An 18,795-nucleotide genomic window follows, 5' to 3' on the forward strand; every position below is an offset into this window, starting at 1 on the left:
ACCCGATTTCATTACCGCCCGTGTTCCTCCAAGAATTTCTCCACCTCAATCGCCGCGGCGCAGCCTGATCCGGCGGCGGTAATCGCCTGGCGATAGCGGCGGTCCTGCACGTCGCCGCAAGCATAGACGCCGGGGACGTTGGTGTGGACAAAGTCGCGGGTCTTGAGGTAGCCGTCGTGGTCCATGTCCAACTGGCCGCTGAACATCTTGGCATTGGGCACATGGCCAATGCCCAGGAACATGGCACTGGTGGGCAGGTCCCAGACTTTTTGGGTCTTCACGTTGCGCAGCTTCAGCGCCGTCACTTCTTTCGCTGCGACATCTTTCACTTCTTCCACGATCGTGTCCGGCAGGAACTCGATCTTCTCGTGCATACGGGCGCGGTCCAGCATGATCTTGGACGCGCGGAAATGGTCGCGGCGATGGATCACCGTCACCTTGGTGGCAAAGCGCGAGAGGAACAGCGCTTCTTCCATGGCGGAATCGCCGCCGCCGATCACCGTGATCGGCTTGCCTTTGAAGAAGAAGCCGTCACAGGTGGCGCACGACGAAACGCCGTGGCCGATCAGCGCCTGCTCGCTGGGCAGGCCCAGCCATCGCGCTGAAGCTCCGCTGGCGATGATCAGCGTGTTTGTCTTCTCCGTTTTGCCGCCGCCAAAATCCAGCGTAAACGGCCGCTGAGAGAGATCGGCTTTCACCAAGTGGCCGGGCTTGAACTCCGCGCCAAAGCGCGCGGCCTGCTTGCGTATGTTGTCAATCAGTTCCGGGCCCTGTATGCCTTCCGGGAAGCCGGGAAAATTTTCCACCAGCGTGGTCATTGACAACTGGCCGCCCGGTTCATGGCCTTCAAAAACCAGCGGCTTCAAGTTGGCGCGGCCCGCGTAGATGGCGGCGGTGAGCCCGGCGCAGCCGGTGCCGAGAATTACGGTATCGCGAACGGAGTTTTCCATACTGTTGTTTGGATTCCTGAACGGCATTTTGGTTTCAGCGGGTCACTTGGACTTCTTTTTCGGCGGCGCTTTCGCGCCTTCCGGCTTGGCGACCTCGGCATTGAGCCAGCTGATGTCCGTGCGGAACGCGCTGCGCAGGCCCAGCGCCTTGCGGTAGCGGGCCATCAGGTCCGATGCGTCGCGGAAGAACGGTTCCAGGGCGCTCTGGTCCGCATCCGGGCAACGCGCCAGCACAATGGACTTCTTTCCATAGCGCTCCAGCCGGATGCGCGTTACCGGCGTATCTACGCTCAGGACGGCGAGGGGTGAAGCGGCGCTCGCGGACACGCGGTCTTCGAATGCGATTTCGTGAAAATCTTTGGCGTCACGGCTGCGCAACACCAGGGTCTCCACCGTGTCTTTCTCGTCCGTACTCATGGAGTATTGCGTGGTCATCAGCGACGAATCCGGCGTCATGTCGCGGCGCAGGCGGACGAACTTGGAGTCCGGCGAATCTTTCATGGTCGCGCGCCCGCGAGACACTTCAAAATCGCGGCTGAAGGCCGGCTTGACCGCCGCCTTGGCAAACACGCTCTTGATCTCCGCCAGTTCCTCCGCCGGAGGCTTGCAGACGTTCAGCAGGTTCAGCTTGACCGGCGGCTGGCCCTCCGGAGATTGCGTGGGCTTGGGTGCAGCCTGCTGTGCAGCCGACCAGGCGCTCAGCGACAAGGCAAAGATGACGAGGGATGCGGGCTTGAACACGTTGAGAATTCTACAAGAAAGATCGGGTGATCGGAATCGGGTGATCGGGTGATCGCGCGTGATCGGGTGATCTGAGGCCGGGGAAACAACGATTATTCCCGATAGTCCAGCGTAATGCGGACTGCATTACGAAAACGGTGCAGTCGGTGCATTATTCCGATCACCCGATCACCCGATGTCCCGATGTCCCGATCTCTACTTCAAGTACCCTTCCACCCATTGGTTTACCGTTTGATACCAGAGCTGGCTGTTCTGCGGCTTGAGCACCCAATGGCCTTCGTCCGGGAAGTAAAGCATTTTGGACGGCACATCCAGCCGCTGCAGCGTGGTGAAAAGTTGGAAGCCTTCCGAGACGTCCAGGCGATAGTCGAGTTGCCCGTGGACTACCAGCGTGGGTGTCTTGAAGTTTTTCGCATAGACGTGCGGCGACCACTTGCGGTATTCCTCGCGGTTGTCCCACAGTTTGCCTTTGAATTCCCACTCCGGGAACCACAGCTCTTCCGTGCTGCCGTAAGCGGATTCAGTATTGAACATGCCGTCATGCGACACCAGGCATTTGAAGCGCGTGGTATGGCCCAGGATCCAGTTGATCATGTAGCCGCCGTAGCTGGCGCCCAGGGCGCACTCACGGTCTTTATCAATGAACGGGAAAGTTTTCTCCGCGTAGTCCAGGCCGTTCATCAAATCAACGTAAGGCTTGCCGCCCCAGTCGCCGTTGATTTCATCAATAAACTTCTGGCCGTATCCGGTGGAACCGCGAGGGTTGATCATGATCACCACGTAGCCGCTGGCGGCAAAGAGCTGGGCGTTCCAGCGGAACGTCCATTCGTCGCCCCAGGCGCCTTGCGGTCCGCCATGGATCAGGAATTTCACGGGATACTTCCTTTCGGGGTCGAAGTAGGGCGGCTTCACCAGGAACCCCTGCACTTTTGTCCCGCCGGCGCCCGTGAACCAGAACGATTCAGCCGGCTGCATGATGACCTGCCGGAGCACCGCGTCATTGACGTGGGTGAGTTGCTGCGCGTCTTTGTCACCGAGGTTGAGCTTGTAGATATCATTCGGGGCGCGGATGGACATACGGGAGAAGACCAAGGTCTTCCCATCGGGCGTGAATTGCAGATCGTCGTTGGCGCCGCGCGCGATTTCGCGAACGCCCACAGGGTGGCGGCCGCTGGCATCAATCGGAAAGCCCTTCTTGGCCAGGACCTGATCGAAGTTGAGATCCAGCGCGTAAATCGGGATCTCGCCTTTGTCTTCAGAAGTGAAATAAATGGAAGCGGAGTCGGGCGACCACACGATGCTTTCCACCCAATGGTCAAAATCCTCCGTCCGGTTGCGAATTTGTCCGGTGGCGCGATCGTAGGTCACCAGCCGGAAGCGGTCACTCTCATACCCGGCGCGTTCTTGCATGCGCCATGCCAGCCACTTTCCGTCCGGCGAATACAGTGGAGTGGAGTCGCCGCCCGGGCTGGTGCTCAGCTTTTTCGGTTCACCGCCGGTGATGGGCACGACAAAGATATCGTTGTTGGTGCTGATGGCTTCCACTTCATCGTAGTTGCTGGTAAAAGCCACTTCCTGTCCGTCAGGCGAGATGGCGTAGTTGTCCTGGCCGCCCAGGCTGAACGGCGGTACATCATGGTCCCCGCGCGTAAGGTCCTTGGCGGTCCCGCCTTCGCTGGGAACCACAAACAAGTGCGAGCGCTTGAAGCTGGTGTAGTGGTTCCAGTGGCGATAAAGCAGTTTGGTGAAGACCTTGGCCTTCACCTTGGCGCTGGCTTCGTCGCTGGACTTGTTGCAAGCATCGTCGCCGCAGCCGGGATAGACTTCCGAAGTAAAAACAATGTTCTTGCCGTCGGGCGACCAGATGGCGCCGTCAGCTTCCGTGGAAATATTGGTGATCTGCTTGGCCGCGGACGCAGGGCGGCCCTCTTCGGCGTTGAAATCGATGGTATAGACCTGCTGGCTGCCGCCGTGAGAGCTGACAAAGAGAAACTTCTTGCCGTCCGGCGACCAGCGGGGGCCGGACTCGCCGGCGGGGTCAAATGTTATCTGGCGTTCCGGGCCGCCGCCCACGGGAACCAGCCAAATGTGTGAGGTCCGCGTGTTGGATGCCAGTTCCACGGTGACCGCGGTATACAGCACCCACTTGCCGTTGGGTGAGACCACCGGGCCGCCGATGCGCTTGAGCGCCATCATGTCTTCAAAGGTGAAGGGCCGCTTGGCAGCGGGTTGGGCGAAAAGCTGGCCCAAAGCAATGACGATGACTAGGGCAAGCTGGATAAAACGGCGCATCTGGCCTCCTCGACAAGCACGAGGAGTCTAACTATTTTTTCGCTTTCAGGCCAGTGCCGCGGGGCGATACTATTTCTCCAGATTCAAGCAATATTCTTTTTGGGGGCCAGGGCCGATAACTATGCGCGCGAACCGTCTTTATCGTTTTCATGCTGCGGGTTTAGAACTTATAGTCTTCCTCGCAATCACCATGCTGCTGTCGGCAAGTCTGGCCGCCCAGCAGACCAATTGCGAAGAAGGTGCATTGCCGTTGAGCAAAGACCAGCCCAGCGGCATCTCGCCTCAGGCGATCATCGAGAAGTTCGCCGCAAGAGAGAGCGCGCTCAAGCAGGCCCAGCTGAACTACTCCTACGTCATGGACATCACGGTACAGTCTCTGGAAGGCCAGACGGTGACCGGCGAGTTTCGCCAGGTTTCCACCATCCATTGGGAACACGGGGCGCGCAAAGAGATTGTCAGCTTTGCCCCGCAGTCCACGCTGCGCGGTATCTGGCTGGGCAAAGAGGATTTTGAGGACATCTACCGCTCCCCGTTTATCCTGACGCGCGAAGACCTTCCCCAATACACGCTGCTCTACTCCGGGCAGCAGCGCGTGGACGAAGTGGACACTTACGTCTTTGAAGTCGCGCCCAAGCAGATAGAAAAAGGCAAGCGCTACTTTCAGGGCCGCGTCTGGGTGGACAAAGTGGAGATGGTGGTCCTCAAAGTCTGTGGCAAGAGCGTTCCTGACTCCATCGCCCAGCCAAGCAAGAAAAAGAAGCGGCGTGGCGAGGTGGAGGAAAACATCACGCCAACGGTGGTCACCTACCGCGAACTGATTGACGGGAAGTACTGGTTCCCGACCTACGTGCGTTCCGATGACACCATCCACTTCTCCACCAATGACGTGCGCGTCCGCGAGATCATCAAATACAAGGAGTACAAGCTGTGGGACGGAACCAGCAGCACCACCGCGCAGACGCCCGCCCGTCCAAAGAAGTGAACAACATCCCGCTGCGAAGTTGAGTTTGCCGCAGCATCGCAAACAGAAACTCAAGTGGGCCGCTGAAAAGAACTCACGATCGCAAGCCCCGCCTGCTTTGCCCGCTGTTTTGTAAAAAAGCCTCAAACAGCGCGCCTCCTGCCGCCTGCTTCCGTCACACAGGCAAACTCTCGGCCTGCATCGGCATCTCATCTTCTTTGGCCTAGGAAAACTATGTATCAACAAAGACGTTTGTTGTGGAGCACCGGAGTGCTCGTGCTTGCCTTGGTTATGCCGCGCGCTCTGACCGCGCAAAACAAGTGTGAAGAGGGCAATGGCCCGCTGAATTCGGCACAGCCACAAGGTCTCTCCACGGAAGAGATCATCCAGAAATTTGCGGCCAAAGAAGCCCTGTTCAAAACAGCCCGCGACAACTACACCTACACGCAGCAAGTGATCGTCCAGGAGCTTGACGGCCATACCGTGGACGGAGAGTTCAAAGAGATCACCGATATCTTGTACGACGACAAGGGCCGGCGCGTGGAGCATGTGACCTTTGCGCCGCCGCCGTCGCTGAAGCGCATCAGCCTGAGCCCGGCGGACCTTGATGATTTTCGCAACCGGCTCCCCTTTGTGCTCACCACCCAGGACCTGCCGGAATACTCCATCCTTTACGCCGGTCAGCAGCAGGTGGATGAGATCGGAGCCTATGTCTTTGACATTGCCGCGAAAAAAATCGAAAAGGGCAAGCGCTACTTCCAGGGCCGCATCTGGGTGGACAACCGCGACTTCCAGATCGTGAAGACCTGCGGCAGGAACGTGCCTGATGTTCATAAAAAGGGCGGTGAAGACCTGTCGCCGGCTTTCGTCACCTATCGCGAGCAGGTGGACGGCGACTATTGGTTCCCCACCTACACCCTGGCCGACGACATGCTGCATTTCGCCGGCGGCGACGTGCACATACGCGAAATCCTCAAGTACACAGGCTACAAACGGTTCGGCGTGAAAAGCCGCATCATCTATGACGGCAAAGTGCAGCCACCCGCGCCGCCGCAACCCAAGCCGCAGCCTCAGTAGGTCCTCGCGCCAACAAACAGGGAGGCTTCCTGTCTGCTTGCCTCTGTGCTTTTGCCTGCCTGACCGCCTTAGCAGAATCGGGTGTACAATCTCCGCGCCTCGTTGGCAGTCGAATGCAATGCTGGGTTTCGGGAGCCCCAGGAGGTGCGAGCATGGCGGGAAAACCAGAAACACGATACGACAGCAAAAAAATCACAGACTCTATCAAGGGCCTGAAAGACTTTTACACAGGAATGCTCGCGCTGGCGCTGTTTGAAGCCATTCGCGGAGTCGCGGACGCCCCGCACGAGCGCTTTTTCCCCCAGTTTTGGCTATTGCTGTTTGCGTTCTGCACAACCCTTCTTCCGTTCTATCACGGCAACGTGCGGTACTTTGACGACAACTATCTCGACAAAACCCCCAGTAGCGCGCGCCTGTTCATGCTCGACTTTCTCTTGCTGAGTGTTGTTGGGGCTCTCCTGGTATGGATGGGAGCAATCTTCGGAGAGAAGTTCAAGCCGGACTATTTCATCAAGCTCTACGCCTGCCTGCTGGTCATGGATATTGTCTGGGGGTTTGTAGCCAGGCTTCATGAAGAGAGCTGGAGTAATATCAAGCGTTGGATTTGGCTAAACGTCGGTACGTTGGCCGCCGTTGGATTGTTTTGGGGGCTTTCCCGAGCATACCAGCTAGCTGATGCGCAGCGGGTCCTCCTATTCCTTCTGATCACAGTGGCCCGCAGCATTTTGGACTACTGGTTGAATTGGGGATTCTATTTCCCCGAGGTCAAAGAGCAAGTGGCGCCCCAGGCTCAACCAGGCGCGGCCGGTGCGACGAGCTAACATATGCCCATGGTTGCTGAAGATCCATTTCTGCGAGCCGCGATCGAGGAAGCCCGCCGGGGACGGCAGGAAGGCGGCATTCCCATCGGCTCGGTCATCGTGCACCGTAATGTCATCATCGGCCGCGGCCACAATCGCCGCGTGCAGAAGGGCAGCGCGATTCTGCATGGCGAAATGGACGCCCTGGAGAACACCGGACGACAGCCGGCTTCTGTGTACCGCGAGTGCACGCTCTACACCACCTTGTCGCCTTGCTCCATGTGTTCCGGGGCGATTCTCCTCTACGGAATTCCTCGCGTGGTCATCGGTGAGAACCACACGTTCATGGGCGAAGAGGATCTTCTGCGCTTCCGCGGCGTGTCAGTCCAAGTCCTGCAAAACGCCGAATGCATCGGATTGATGGAGGAATTCATCCGCACCAATCCAGGCTTATGGAACGAGGACATTGGCCAGGAAAGCGTGGATTCTTCGCGATGAACGGCCCCGTCGCTTAACTTGTATGCAGAGCGCCATCCGGGCAGCGATCCTGAAAATCCCGCGCGGCAAGGTGTCCACCTACGGAGCCATCGCCCGCGCGGCGGGCTATCCCCGAGCCGCGCGCCAGGTGGTGTGGGCGCTACAGCAGTCGCATGGTTTGCCATGGCACCGCGTGGTGGCCGCCGGAGGGCGCATCGCCCTGCCTGGTGAATTCGCGTTTGAACAGCGGCTGCGCCTGGAAGCCGAAGGCGTCAAGTTCGCGGGCAAGAAAGTCAGGATGAAAGAGTACGAGTTTGTGTTCGCCAAAGCCGCACAGCGCGAGAAGCATCCGGCCAAGAGCTTGACTAGGCGGTCTAAACCCAAAAAACGTGCGAATCGAAGGAGACGCTCAACGTAGAGACGTAGCACTGCTACGTCTCACTGCCGTGGGGCAGAGCAGAACGTCTAAGCCGCGGCCGGCTCCAGCGACCGCTGCGCCGCCTGGCGAATGAATTTCCGCATGATGTTGGCCCACATGACTCTCTTACGGTGGCGGTTCTCGTCGCCACGGCGGCCCTGGGCCAGGGTTTCCAGCAGGGCTTTGATCTTGAGCACGGGCAGCAGCGCGGACTCCGCCGGCGTCGCCCCATAAGCGGCAAGGAAACTTTCCTGGACGCCGCAGGTGATGTTGCGGTCGCAGAAAGGATATTTTTCCAGCTCTTCCACTGAGGCCACGAACTGCGCCACGTCTTCGAGAGACGCGCTTTGACGCTGCAAATTGGAGAAGTCGCTGAACCCGGCGCCGTCTTCGGTCACCATGACATTGAGCGGAGTGAATTCGCCCAGCACGGCGGAGTTGGGCAAAGGCTTCTTGATTCGCGTCAGCGCTGCGCGAGCGCCGCTGAGCACCATCTGGATGGAGCCTTCGTCCAGGCCTTGTTCACGGCAATCTGCGCAAAGAGCTTCCAGGCGGGACATCACCGCGCCGCCGTCGAACGGTGGAGGGACTTGCGCGGTCGCTTTGTGGAAACGCCGCAGCCACTCGCCGGCATGGCGTGCTGCCGCAGCAACGTTGCCCGCCGCCGATCCCGGCAGCAGCGCCGCTTTCATGATCATGGATTGCAGAGGCAGCCCGGAAACCTTGGCGGTCACCACCGCGCCCAGCCGGCTGAAGTCGCCCAGAGGACGCGGCACGCCGGCAACTTTTTTCCGCGATAATGATTCATGTGCGTACAGCAGGTTGGCGTTCTCCTGCCTTGCCCGATCTTTGGCTTGCGCGCTTTTCTTGCCCGGCCGGTAAACCTTGACCGCCATTCGCTCCACGCCGCCGGCAAAGTCCGCGCACAGTTCGTAAACAAAATGGTCGTGCTTGGGCGCGTGACCCACCACGCGCAGGTTGTGCAGCTCGCCGGAGCCGGGATAAAAAGTTGATGCGCTTTCCTTCAGATCAACAAGTACCTGGTCCAAAACCGTTTCTGGCATGTCACGCTCCTTCAAGTTTTGAGACTGGGTTATGAGGTTGTCCGCGAGGCGAGACGGATTCTGAACGCGGTACGGACAAGCTCTTTGGGTAGACAGAGCGGCGCTAATCAAATGAACAGCAGTTTTTGTTCCAGACGTCCGGCGCTCGGGGCATTTTTTTGAAGCCGCCGGCAACTTAACGACTTACAAGCATTGATCGCGAGGAAAAGACTTAGCCGGGTGGAACTAAGCTGCTAACAATCGGCACAAAGAACACAAGATTTCGTGAAGTTGTTACCTAGCGAAAAGCGAGGTACATAGGTTCTGTGTTTCGCTTCTCAGGGAACGCTCTCCGCCCCGGCGGCGAGGCCGGCTTGCGCGCCGAGCCGCCAGTTTGAAATCGCAGAAGAATCGTTGCGTATGCTTTGCCCGCTCGCGGTTTTAGTAAAAAAGGTACTTTCTCCACTTGATGTCCGAGCGTCCGATCATCCGCATGATGTGGCGGCTGGTGTGCAAGGTGAACGGGCGCGGCTCCTTGAACAGGCGCATGTCGGTTTCGCCCAGCAGGTGGTTGCCTTTGCGGCGATTGCACGGGTGGCAGCAGGCCACCAGGTTCTCCCAGGTAGACGAACCGCCGCGCGAACGCGGGACCACGTGGTCCAGCGTGAGGTCGCTGGAGGAGAGCACCACGCCGCAGTACTGGCAGGTATTGCGGTCGCGCAGCAGGATGTTCTTGCGCGAGAGGGCGCGGGTCTGGTGTGGAATGCGGCGGTACTCGAGCAGGCGGATCACCGAAGGCACACGCATGGTGATGCGCGCGGCATGCAGGCTGTTGGGGTTCTCCTCTTCCGGCATGGCCAGGCCCTTGAGCACCAGAACAATGGCCCGGCGGGCGGCGCAGATGTTGATGGGCTCGTAAGAAGCGTTCAGCACCAGCACCGGCGTCTGCATGATGACGCTCTTGCGCGGCGGCGCGTCCTGCGGCGCTTCTGCATGATGTCGTTTGTTGCGTGCCCTGTCCTGCATGGCCTTCAGTTACCTCCCCGAGGAAACGGCGGCTGCCACGGCCGAAAGGCCGTTCTGCCTAACGCCCGGTCCGTTGCCCAACTCTTTGGTGGCCCGCGCAACCGTGGCCACATAAACCTCTTTCGCTCCGGCGCGCAGCAATACGCGCGCGCATTCGCCGGCCGTGGTGCCGGTGGTCATTACGTCGTCCACGATCAGGATGGTCTGTCCTTTGACCTTCTCGCGCTGGACTACGGCAAAAGCTCCGCGCACGTTGGCGCGACGCTGCGGGCGCGTCAGCCCGGTTTGCGACGCCGTTTCGCGTTTCCTGATGAGCGCAGCAGTTTCCAAGCTGAGCGCAGAGGTTTCTAATTGGATGCCGGCCGATGCCGCCGGGAAGCGAACAAAGGCCCGGGCAATCTCTTCTGCCTGATTGAAACCGCGAGCGTGCCGCTTGCCCGGCCATAGCGGAACAGGGATGACCACGACATTCGCGGTCAATTTCAGTTCGGCAACGGCAATATCCAGAAAACGCGCCAGCGTCTTGGCTGCGGGCCTCACTTGCTGGTACTTGAACAGATGAATCAGGTCGCGGAACGAACCTTGATAAGCACCGTAAGCCACCGCGCGCCGAAAGCGCGGAGGCACGCGCTGGCACAGCCCGCAAAGCGGACCGGCGTCGCCGGCAAAGGCATGGCTGAACAGCTTTTCGCCGCAAGCGCTGCACAGGATCCCGTCCAATGGCGTAATCGCGGCGAGACAAGGCTCGCATACGGGCAGCGCGGAAATTCCAGTAAGAGGAGAGCGGCAGATGCGGCAATCGGCGGGAAACACGACGGAAAACAGACTTTCCGCCGCGGAGACAAGCGCCCGTTCCACACCGTCGCGTGAAAAACGCACGCGCTGGGGATCGCGGTCAGCCCGGTTTAGGTCTGTACTACTGAAGATGACCCTCCTGGATGGGCTTAAGTATAGCCGGGTTGGCGAGGGACGCGCAATTGGCGGAGGTTAAAGATCGCCGGCATCGCCGTGATCGCCGGAATCGCCGTCATCGCCGAAATCGCCGTGATCGGAAATGATTCCGAATTTGGTTCGTGCGCGCCATTTCATCTTGTTCGCGGTACTTCGCTTGTGGTTGGCTGTTCGGACGCTTCTGCGCCTCGCCGCCTGGATTGACCCTCAGCACGGCCCCAAATGCTTCCGATGTCGGCGATGTCGGCGATGTCGCGCGATCTCGGCGATCCTGGAGCTCTCCCCGATTTGTAAACCCGTCGCCATTGTGCTAACTTGCGGCGATTCATCAACAGGCGAATCGGGAGGAACCAGTGGCCGAGACAATGGAAAAGTCTGCAGCACCGGAATTTAAACCGTACGTGCCGGCGGAAGAAATACGGCCGGAATTTACATTTCGCGCCATCTTCTTCGGAGGTTTGTTCGGTGTTATTTTCGGCGCCGTAACGGTTTACGTGGGCTTGCGCGCAGGACTGACGGTGGCCGCTTCCATTCCGATTGCGGTGCTTTCCATCACGATTCTGCGGGCGCTGGGCAAAGCCAGCATTCTGGAAAACAATATTGTCCAGACGGCCGGCTCCGCCGGCGAATCGGTGGCCGGCGGCGTTATTTTTACTCTTCCTGCCCTGATCTTTCTCGGCTTTCCTCTTGAGCAGTTTCGTATTTTCCTGCTTGCCTTGATCGGCGGCTGCCTGGGCGTGTGCTTCATGATCCCGTTGCGGCGCCAGCTGATTGTGAAAGAACACGGCAACCTTCTTTATCCTGAAGGCACGGCCTGCGCCGACGTGCTGATCGCCGGAGATAAAGGCGGCTCCTTTGCCAGCCGCGTCTTCGCGGGGCTGGGGCTGGGCGGCGTTTACACGCTGTTTGCCAACGGCAACCTGTTTGCCGCGTGGCCGGGAACGCCCACGTACAATCCCAAGTGGTATCCGGGATCTTCCATCCGCGCTGACGTTACGTCGGAATACCTCGGCGTGGGTTACATCATCGGGCCGCGAATCGCTGGAATCATTTTTGCCGGCGGCGTGTTCGCGTGGATGGTAGTCATGCCGACCATCAAGTTCTTCGGTTCGCACGTCACGGGCCCCATCTACCCCAGTACGATTCCCATCGCGGACATGACGCCGGATTTGCTGTGGGCGCGTTATATACGGCCGATGGGCGCCGGAGCCGTGGCCGCTGCGGGCCTTATTACTCTGCTCAAGACGTTGCCCACGATTGTGGCCGCGCTTCGCGCCGGCGCCAAGGACCTGGCGGCCGGATCCGCAGGCGCCGCCGGACAACGCCGCACGGAGCGCGACCTCAGCCTGAAATGGGCGTTGATCGGTGCTGCCGTGCTGATGCTGCTGATGTGGGCCATGCTCACTTTTAAGCCGGTGCCGGGCGCACAGACTTCGGTTCTGAACAACTTGCTGGCCGCCGTTCTGGTCGTGGTGTTCGGTTTCCTCTTTGTAACGGTTTCTTCGCGCATCACCGGGTTGATTGGAACTTCTTCCAATCCGATTTCCGGCATGGCGATTGCCACTTTAATGGCTACCTGCGCCATGTTCCTCGTCATGGGTTGGACGGCCCCTGCATTCTTCGCGCTGGCGATCAGCATCGGCGGCGTGGTGTGTATAGCGTCAGCGAATGCAGGTAATACGTCACAGGATTTGAAGACCGGATTTCTAGTGGGCGCGACCCCCGCCAAACAACAGCTCGCACTCATCATCGGCGTGGCGGTCTCCGTGGCCGCGATAGGCTTTACGCTGATCGGTATGGACAAAACGCTCGAAGAATTCCAGGCGGCGAATATCGAAGTGAACATAAGCAGCCTGCCCCAAGGCGTTTCCCTGGACACGACCAAGTTTGAGCGCACTAAGGTGCCCATCACCGACGCAGATGGAAAGTTGACGGGGAAGGAAATGTCAGTTCAAGGCATGCAGGTACTCAATGCGTTGAACTCAACCACGGTGCCGGACGGCAGCTACTTCTACAATCCTCAGTCAGGCAAGATTGAAATCCAGTGGGTGCACGGCATCGGCAGCCGGAAAGCCGCCGCGCCGCAGGCCCGTCTCATGGCCACGGTGATCAACGGCATTCTTACCCGCAAGCTGCCCTGGGGCCTGATTCTGCTGGGAGTTTTCCTGGTGATCGCCGTGGAGATTCTCGGGATCCGGTCGCTCTCCTTCGCGGTGGGCTTCTATATCCCGATTTCCACCACGCTGGCCATCTTCTGCGGCGGCCTGGTGCGCTGGCTGGTGGACCGCGCCGCCAAGAAAGCCGGCGAAAAGGCCGAAGATAGTGACGTCAGCCCCGGTTCCCTCTATGCCAGCGGACTTATCGCCGCCGGCGGAGTCGTTGGTTTGCTGGGCATTGCCGTCAAATACATGGCCATCAAGAAGTGGATTCCAGATGGCGTGCTGGCCTTCACCAATTTCATGCCCGCGCTGGCGGACGCGCAATGGCTCGCGGCGCTCATGTTTGCCGTGCTTATGTTCTCTCTCTACTACTTTGCCCGCAAGCCACTGGAAGGCGAGAAGAAGTAGTTCTCTGGCAAGCTAAAAGAAGGCCCAGCCGGGGAAAGGCTGGGCTTTTCTGATTTGATCGTGTTCTCATATTCACCCTCCTGCCGAACGTGCTAACCTTCCAACGTTGCAATCGTCTTCAGGTTTGGCCAAGCGTTTCTGATCTGATTCCGGAGTTTCCATGACAAAGTCCTCTATCGCCAAGCAAAAATGGTTGTCTGCGATCCTGGCATGCATTGCGCTGTTCACCGCCGCGGCTGCGGCGCAGACCTTTGACGTAAAGACCACCACGCTCAAGAACGGAATGAAAGTGCTGGTTCAGGAAGACCACACGATTCCCAACGTGGCCATGTACACGTTTTACCGCATCGGGTCGCGCAACGAGCGCCCCGGGACCACGGGCATCTCGCACTTCTTTGAGCACATGATGTTCAACGGCGCCAAGAAGTACGGTCCGGGAGAATTTGACCGCACCATGGAGGCCGCGGGCGGCTCCAACAACGCCTACACCAGCCGCGATGTCACGGTGTACCAGGACTGGTTCCCGCGTTCGGCCATGGAGCTGACCTTTGACCTGGAGGCCGACCGCATCGAAAACCTGAGTTTTGATCCCAAGGTGATTGCATCCGAGCGCGGCGTGGTGGCGTCCGAGCGGCGCACGTCCGTGGATGCCAACAATTTCGGCATCCTCTTTGAGCAGCTTTATGCCACGGCCTACACCGCGCATCCCTACCAATGGCCGGTCGTGGGCTGGATGGTGGACATTGAAAACTGGACCATGGACGACCTGAAACACCACTTCGAGATGGGCTACTCGCCCAGCAACGCGACTCTGGTGGTCGTCGGCGACGTGACGGCGGATGAGATCTTTCAATTCGCACAGAAGAAGCTGGAGCCGATCCCCTCGCACGCGCCGCCGCCCAAGGTCACCACGGCCGAGCCTGAGCAGATGGGCGAGCGCCGCGTCACGGTGAAGAAATACGCGCAGCTGCCGATCCTGATGATCGCCTACCACGTGCCAGAGGCAGCTTCGCCGGATTATTACGCGCTGAGCCTGCTACAGACGATCCTGTTTAGCGGGCAGAGTTCGCGCATGTACCAGCGCGTCGTGGACAAAGACCAACTGGCCATCAGTGTGAATGGCGGATTTGGGACTTCATTTGATCCCACATTGTTCAATATTACGTCGCAACCCAAGGCCGGCGTGGACCCGCTGGCGGTGGAGAAGGCGGTGTACGAAGAACTGGAGCGCGTGAAGAAAGAGGAAGTCACGGACCAGGAACTTGAAAAAGCCAAAAACATCGTCCTGGCCACCTTTTACCGGCAGATGAGCACCATCAACGGTCGAGCCAACACGCTGGGCACCTATGAAGTGTTCTTTGGCGACTATCACAAACTGTTTACCGCCGTGGACAGCTTCAACAAGGTCAGCAAGGCGGACCTGCAGCGCGTGGCGCAAAAGTATTTTGGCGAGAAGAACCGCACTGTGGCCATGCTGATTCCGGAAAAAGCGGAAGCGCCCAAATAAATGGAGACTGCCATGAGACGAATGTTGATTTCGCTGCTGTTGATTCTTGCCGCTGCGGGCGCGGCGCTGGCCCAGGCTCCCAGTTCTTCGCTCAAGCTGCCGCCTTATAAAAAGGTGAAGCTGAAGAACGGCATGACGCTCCTGCTGGTGGAGCGGCATACGGTGCCGCTCATCGGTTTCCACGCGATTGTGAAGGCCGGCGCGGTGGCGGATGCATCCGGCAAGGACGGTACCTCGTCCATGACGGCCAACCTGCTGCGCAAGGGGACCAAGACGCGCACGGCGGACCAGTTCACCAACGAGCTGGATTTCATCGGCGGGCAATTCGATGCCGGATCATCTGCCGACAACACCACCGTGTCAGCGCAGTTTGTGAAGAAAGACATCGCCAAAGGCCTGGACCTGTTTGCTGATGCGCTGATGAATCCCATCTTCCCGCAAGATGAATTCACCAAGCTGCAGAAACAGAGGCTGGATGGATTGAAGTCAGCCAAGGACCAGGCGCAGGCGGTAATCGGCAACTACTTCAATGCCTATTTTTATGGCAGCCACCCGTACGCGCGTCCCAGCAATGGCGATGAAAAATCCATGGCAGCGCTCACCCGCGATGATGTGGTCAAGTTTTACCAGTCGTTCTACGCGCCGGGAAACATCATCCTGGCGGTGGCCGGAGACTTCAATACGCCGGAAATGGAAAAGCTGCTGGCGCAGAAGTTTGAAATGTGGCCGGCGCGGCAGGCGCCCTCCGTCGCGTTGCCCTCGACGACGGGCTTTACCGGCAAGAAACTCTTGCTCATAGACAAGCCGGATTCCACGCAGACGTATTTCCGCATCGGCAACCTGGGCGTCGCGCGCACCAACGCTGATCGCGTCTACCTGCGCGTGGTGAACACGCTGTTCGGCGGCCGCTTCACTTCCATGATCAACACGGAACTGCGCATCAAGACCGGACTCACCTACGGCGCCAGCGCTTTCTTTGACGAGCGCAAGGTCCCCGGCGCGTTTGAGATTGCCACCTACACCAAGAACGCCACCACGGTCGAGGCCATTGACAAGACGCTGGACGTCCTCAAGCAGCTGCACGAAAAAGGCGTGACCGAGGAGCAACTCACGTCGGCGAAGAAGTACATCCAGGGCCAGTTTCCGCCCAGCCTGGAAACCGCCGGGCAACTGGCCGGCGTGCTGGCCGACCTGGAGTTCTACGGCCTGGACGAGCATGAGATCAACGATCTCTACGCCAAGATCAACGCTATGACCCTGGCCGACGCGCAGCGCGTGATCAAGCAGTATTACCCCATGGACAACCTGGTGTTCGTGCTGATCGGCAAGTCGAGTGAGATCGGCGACGCGGTGAAGAAATACGCGCCCAAAGTGGACACGCTGAAGATTTCTGATCCGGGGTATGGGAACAAGTAAAGGAAAAGCCAACCACAAAGGACACGAAGGACCACGAAGGTTCCGAAGCAGATAAAACCCACTACGGAGGCGCGGAGAACAGCCAACTACCAACAGCCAACTACAACACCGTCCCTCTCAAAATCACTAACGCCACGGTGAAGTAGATCACCAGTCCGCTTACATCCACCAGAGTCGCCACAAACGGCGCAGAGCTGGTAGCCGGATCAAAACCCAGGCGGCGTAGGACGAACGGCAGCATGGCTCCGGCGAGCGTCCCAAAGGTGACGACGCCGATCAGGCTGGCCCACACCGTAAACGCCACCAGCCAATAGTGCGGACCGTAATTGTAGAGATGAAAACGCTCCCACAGGGCGATGCGCAGAAAGCCAATCGCGCCCAGCAAGGTCCCCAGGATTACTCCTGACAGCAACTCGCGGCGGAAGACCCGGAACCAATCGCGCAGACGCAGCTCCTGCAGCGCCAGCGCGCGGATGATGAGCGACGAAGCCTGCGAGCCGGAGTTGCCGCCGCTGCTGATAATGAGCGGGACGAACAGCGCCAGCACCACGGCCTTGGCGATCTCGCCTTCAAAGTAGCCCATGGCGGTGGCGGTGAGCATCTCGCCCAGAAAAAGCGCGGAGAGCCAACCGCCGCGCTTGCGCACCAGGGTCAAGGTGCTCACTTGCGTGTAAGGTGCGTCCAGGGCTTCCGAACCGCCGATCTTCTGGAAGTCTTCCGTGTCGCGCGCTTCGGCCACGTCCAGCACGTCGTCAATGGTGATGATGCCCAGCATTTTGCCGGCATCGTCAGTGACGGGAAGGGCGATGCGGTCATACTTTTCAAAAATCTGAAGGACGGTTTCGCGGTCGTCAGTGGCTTTGACCTTGACCAGCGGAGGGTCTTCGATGTCGCGCACTTTGGTTGCAGGATCGGCAAGCACCAGGGAGCCCAGGCGAAGGTCTTCCACCAGCTTCCCGGTTTCATCCACGATGTAAACAATATTGAGCGTCTCTTTGCCGCGGCCGGTCTTGCGAATATGCTCCAGCGCCTGGGCGGCAGTCATCTGCGGGTCCACGGTGACGTACTCCGGCGTCATGAAGCGGCCAGCGCTGTTTTCCGGATATCCCAGCAGCACGCGCGCGTGTTTCAGTTCTTCCGGAGACAGCGATTCCAGCAGCCGTCGCGTCACTTCCGCAGGCAACTCTTCGAAGAGGCGCGTGCGGTCGTCCGGAGGCATGTTTTCCACCAGCGCAACCATGTCGCTGCGGGAAAGCGAGTGAATCATCTGCTCTTGGGCGTCCAGCGGCAGATAGGCAAAGACCGCGCTGGCCTGCTCTTTCGGCAGGACGCGAAAGATCACGGCTTCCTGTTCCGGCGGCAGCTCAATGATCATGTCCGCGATGTCAGAGACGTGGATCTCTGAAAGTTCCTGGCGAAGCTTGTCCAAGCTCTGGGTTTGAATCAGCTGGCGGATTAATGGCAAAGGAGCAAGGGTTTCAGTCATGACGCAGTTGATTGTAGAGGAAGAATTGCGCCGAAGAGCGCGTTGGCGGCGGACCGCAGCCCATATAATCTGCTGTCATGCCGGTTTCGGACAACATTGCGGAAATTCGCCGGCGCGTTGCCGCTGCCGCGGCGCGCGTCAGGCGCAGACCGGAAGAGATCACGCTCATGGCGGTGAGCAAGACGGTGGAGCCGGAGCGGATACGGCAAGCTTACGCGGCGGGCGTCCGCGTGTTCGGCGAGAACCGCGTGCAGGAGTTCGCGGAGAAGTCCGAAGCCTTGCGCGATTTGAAAGAAGCCGAGTGGCATTTGATCGGACACTTGCAAAGCAACAAAGCCAGGAAAGCCGCCGAGAGTTTTCACGCTGTGGATTCGGTGGACTCGCTGCGGCTGGCAGAAAAACTCAACGACGCGGCGAAGCAGATTGGGAAGACGCTGGACGTGCTGATTGAAATCAAAGTGGGCACGGAAGAGTCTAAGGCAGGCATTCCGCCGGGTTCGCCCGAGTTGGAAGAGTTGCTCCGCGGCGCCGCGGGCCTGGAACACCTGCAGATTCGCGGCTTGATGAGCATCCCACCGCATACTGAAGATCCCGCCGGAGCGCGTCCTTACTTCCGCCTGCTGCGCGACTTGCGTGACACCATCGCCGGCCGCAGGCTGCCGCGCGTCGCCATGGACGTGCTGTCCATGGGCATGTCGCACGACTTTGAAGTGGCCATCGAAGAAGGGTCCACGTGCGTGCGCGTGGGGACGGCGATTTTCGGGGAGAGACCGAAACCTCCACAATGATCCCCATCCAGGAAAGCGTGAAAGGCGTGACGTTCGCGGTGAAGGTCCATCCGCGCGCCCGCAAGAATGCCATCACCGGCACGGTGGGCGACGCACTGAAGCTGGCCTTGACGGCGCCGCCGGTGGAAGGCAAAGCCAACCATGCGGTGATTGAATTCTTTGCTGAATTGTTTGCAATTTCGCGATCGTCCGTTACCATAGCCAGCGGCGAAACCAGCCGGAACAAGGTGATTCGCATTGGCGGAGTTAGCGCAGACGCCGTGCGGCGTCGCCTGCAACAGAGCCTGTAAGATTT

At 59.2% G+C, this 18,795-nt stretch carries 17 protein-coding genes; 10 read left to right on the forward strand and 7 right to left on the reverse strand.

From position 1 onward, the window contains the following. Positions 1–11: 11 nt before the first annotated feature. The 3 genes from trxB to LAO20_05065 all read right to left on the reverse strand — a co-directional run bounded on the left by trxB (position 12) and on the right by LAO20_05065 (position 3,983). Entirely contained in the window at positions 12–950 is a 939-nt protein-coding gene (gene trxB, locus LAO20_05055; protein ID MBZ5530780.1) for a thioredoxin-disulfide reductase, read from the reverse strand. Positions 951–992: 42 nt separating this feature from the next. Continuing rightward, entirely contained in the window at positions 993–1,691 is a 699-nt protein-coding gene (locus LAO20_05060; protein MBZ5530781.1) for a hypothetical protein, read from the reverse strand. 195 nt (positions 1,692–1,886) lie between these two features. Beyond that, the gene (locus tag LAO20_05065) at positions 1,887–3,983 is read right to left on the reverse strand and encodes a S9 family peptidase (protein ID MBZ5530782.1); all 2,097 of its coding nucleotides are present in this window, start codon (positions 3,981–3,983) and stop codon (positions 1,887–1,889) included. A gap of 190 nt (positions 3,984–4,173) precedes the next feature. On the opposite strand from LAO20_05065, the gene LAO20_05070 reads away from it, so the two are divergent. The 5 genes from LAO20_05070 (at position 4,174) to LAO20_05090 (ending at position 7,716) form a co-directional block, all read left to right on the forward strand. Continuing rightward, the gene (locus LAO20_05070) at positions 4,174–4,965 is read left to right on the forward strand and encodes an outer membrane lipoprotein-sorting protein (GenBank protein ID MBZ5530783.1); all 792 of its coding nucleotides are present in this window, start codon (positions 4,174–4,176) and stop codon (positions 4,963–4,965) included. A 249-nt stretch (positions 4,966–5,214) separates the two neighbouring features. Continuing rightward, positions 5,215–6,021 carry a hypothetical protein gene (locus tag LAO20_05075; protein ID MBZ5530784.1) on the forward strand — a complete coding sequence of 269 codons (807 nt, stop codon included), beginning with the start codon at positions 5,215–5,217 and terminating at the stop codon, positions 6,019–6,021. Positions 6,022–6,173: 152 nt separating this feature from the next. Beyond that, the gene (locus LAO20_05080) at positions 6,174–6,842 is read left to right on the forward strand and encodes a hypothetical protein (protein MBZ5530785.1); all 669 of its coding nucleotides are present in this window, start codon (positions 6,174–6,176) and stop codon (positions 6,840–6,842) included. A gap of 9 nt (positions 6,843–6,851) precedes the next feature. Then, positions 6,852–7,319, forward strand: a complete 468-nt coding sequence (locus tag LAO20_05085; GenBank protein ID MBZ5530786.1) for a nucleoside deaminase — start codon at positions 6,852–6,854, stop codon at positions 7,317–7,319. Positions 7,320–7,341: 22 nt separating this feature from the next. After that, entirely contained in the window at positions 7,342–7,716 is a 375-nt protein-coding gene (locus tag LAO20_05090) for an MGMT family protein (GenBank protein ID MBZ5530787.1), read from the forward strand. Between the two features lie 47 nt (positions 7,717–7,763). Here LAO20_05090 and LAO20_05095 read toward each other — a convergent pair whose 3' ends face one another. The 3 genes from LAO20_05095 to LAO20_05105 all read right to left on the reverse strand — a co-directional run bounded on the left by LAO20_05095 (position 7,764) and on the right by LAO20_05105 (position 10,643). Then, positions 7,764–8,780, reverse strand: coding sequence for an aminoglycoside phosphotransferase family protein (locus LAO20_05095; GenBank protein ID MBZ5530788.1), 1,017 nt, complete (start codon positions 8,778–8,780; stop codon positions 7,764–7,766). A gap of 420 nt (positions 8,781–9,200) precedes the next feature. Next, complete coding sequence (locus LAO20_05100) at positions 9,201–9,710, reverse strand: HNH endonuclease (protein ID MBZ5530789.1); 510 nt, start codon at positions 9,708–9,710, stop codon at positions 9,201–9,203. Between the two features lie 84 nt (positions 9,711–9,794). Continuing rightward, positions 9,795–10,643, reverse strand: coding sequence for a ComF family protein (locus tag LAO20_05105; protein ID MBZ5530790.1), 849 nt, complete (start codon positions 10,641–10,643; stop codon positions 9,795–9,797). A gap of 458 nt (positions 10,644–11,101) precedes the next feature. Here LAO20_05105 and LAO20_05110 point away from each other — a divergent pair, with 458 nt between their 5' ends. The 3 genes from LAO20_05110 (at position 11,102) to LAO20_05120 (ending at position 16,226) form a co-directional block, all read left to right on the forward strand. Then, positions 11,102–13,303 (forward strand): oligopeptide transporter, OPT family, encoded by a 2,202-nt coding sequence (locus LAO20_05110; protein MBZ5530791.1) that lies wholly within the window; start codon positions 11,102–11,104, stop codon positions 13,301–13,303. Between the two features lie 160 nt (positions 13,304–13,463). Next, a complete protein-coding gene (locus tag LAO20_05115; GenBank protein MBZ5530792.1) occupies positions 13,464–14,810 on the forward strand; it encodes an insulinase family protein in 1,347 nt (448 codons plus the stop codon). A gap of 12 nt (positions 14,811–14,822) precedes the next feature. Next, positions 14,823–16,226, forward strand: a complete 1,404-nt coding sequence (locus LAO20_05120; protein MBZ5530793.1) for an insulinase family protein — start codon at positions 14,823–14,825, stop codon at positions 16,224–16,226. Positions 16,227–16,326: 100 nt separating this feature from the next. On the opposite strand, the gene mgtE is transcribed toward LAO20_05120, so the two are convergent. Beyond that, positions 16,327–17,712: a magnesium transporter gene (gene mgtE, locus LAO20_05125; GenBank protein MBZ5530794.1), complete on the reverse strand. Its 1,386-nt coding sequence runs from the start codon at positions 17,710–17,712 to the stop codon at positions 16,327–16,329. Positions 17,713–17,789: 77 nt separating this feature from the next. Here mgtE and LAO20_05130 point away from each other — a divergent pair, with 77 nt between their 5' ends. Further along, on the forward strand, positions 17,790–18,500 hold the full coding sequence (locus LAO20_05130; GenBank protein ID MBZ5530795.1) for a YggS family pyridoxal phosphate-dependent enzyme: 711 nt from the start codon (positions 17,790–17,792) through the stop codon (positions 18,498–18,500). After that, positions 18,497–18,790, forward strand: a complete 294-nt coding sequence (locus LAO20_05135) for a DUF167 domain-containing protein (protein ID MBZ5530796.1) — start codon at positions 18,497–18,499, stop codon at positions 18,788–18,790. The genes LAO20_05130 and LAO20_05135 overlap by 4 nt, the downstream gene beginning before the upstream one ends. The last annotated feature ends 5 nt before the right edge of the window (positions 18,791–18,795 follow it).

It is taken from the genome of Terriglobia bacterium (assembly GCA_020072815.1).
Lineage (GTDB): Bacteria > Acidobacteriota > Terriglobia > Terriglobales > Acidobacteriaceae > Angelobacter.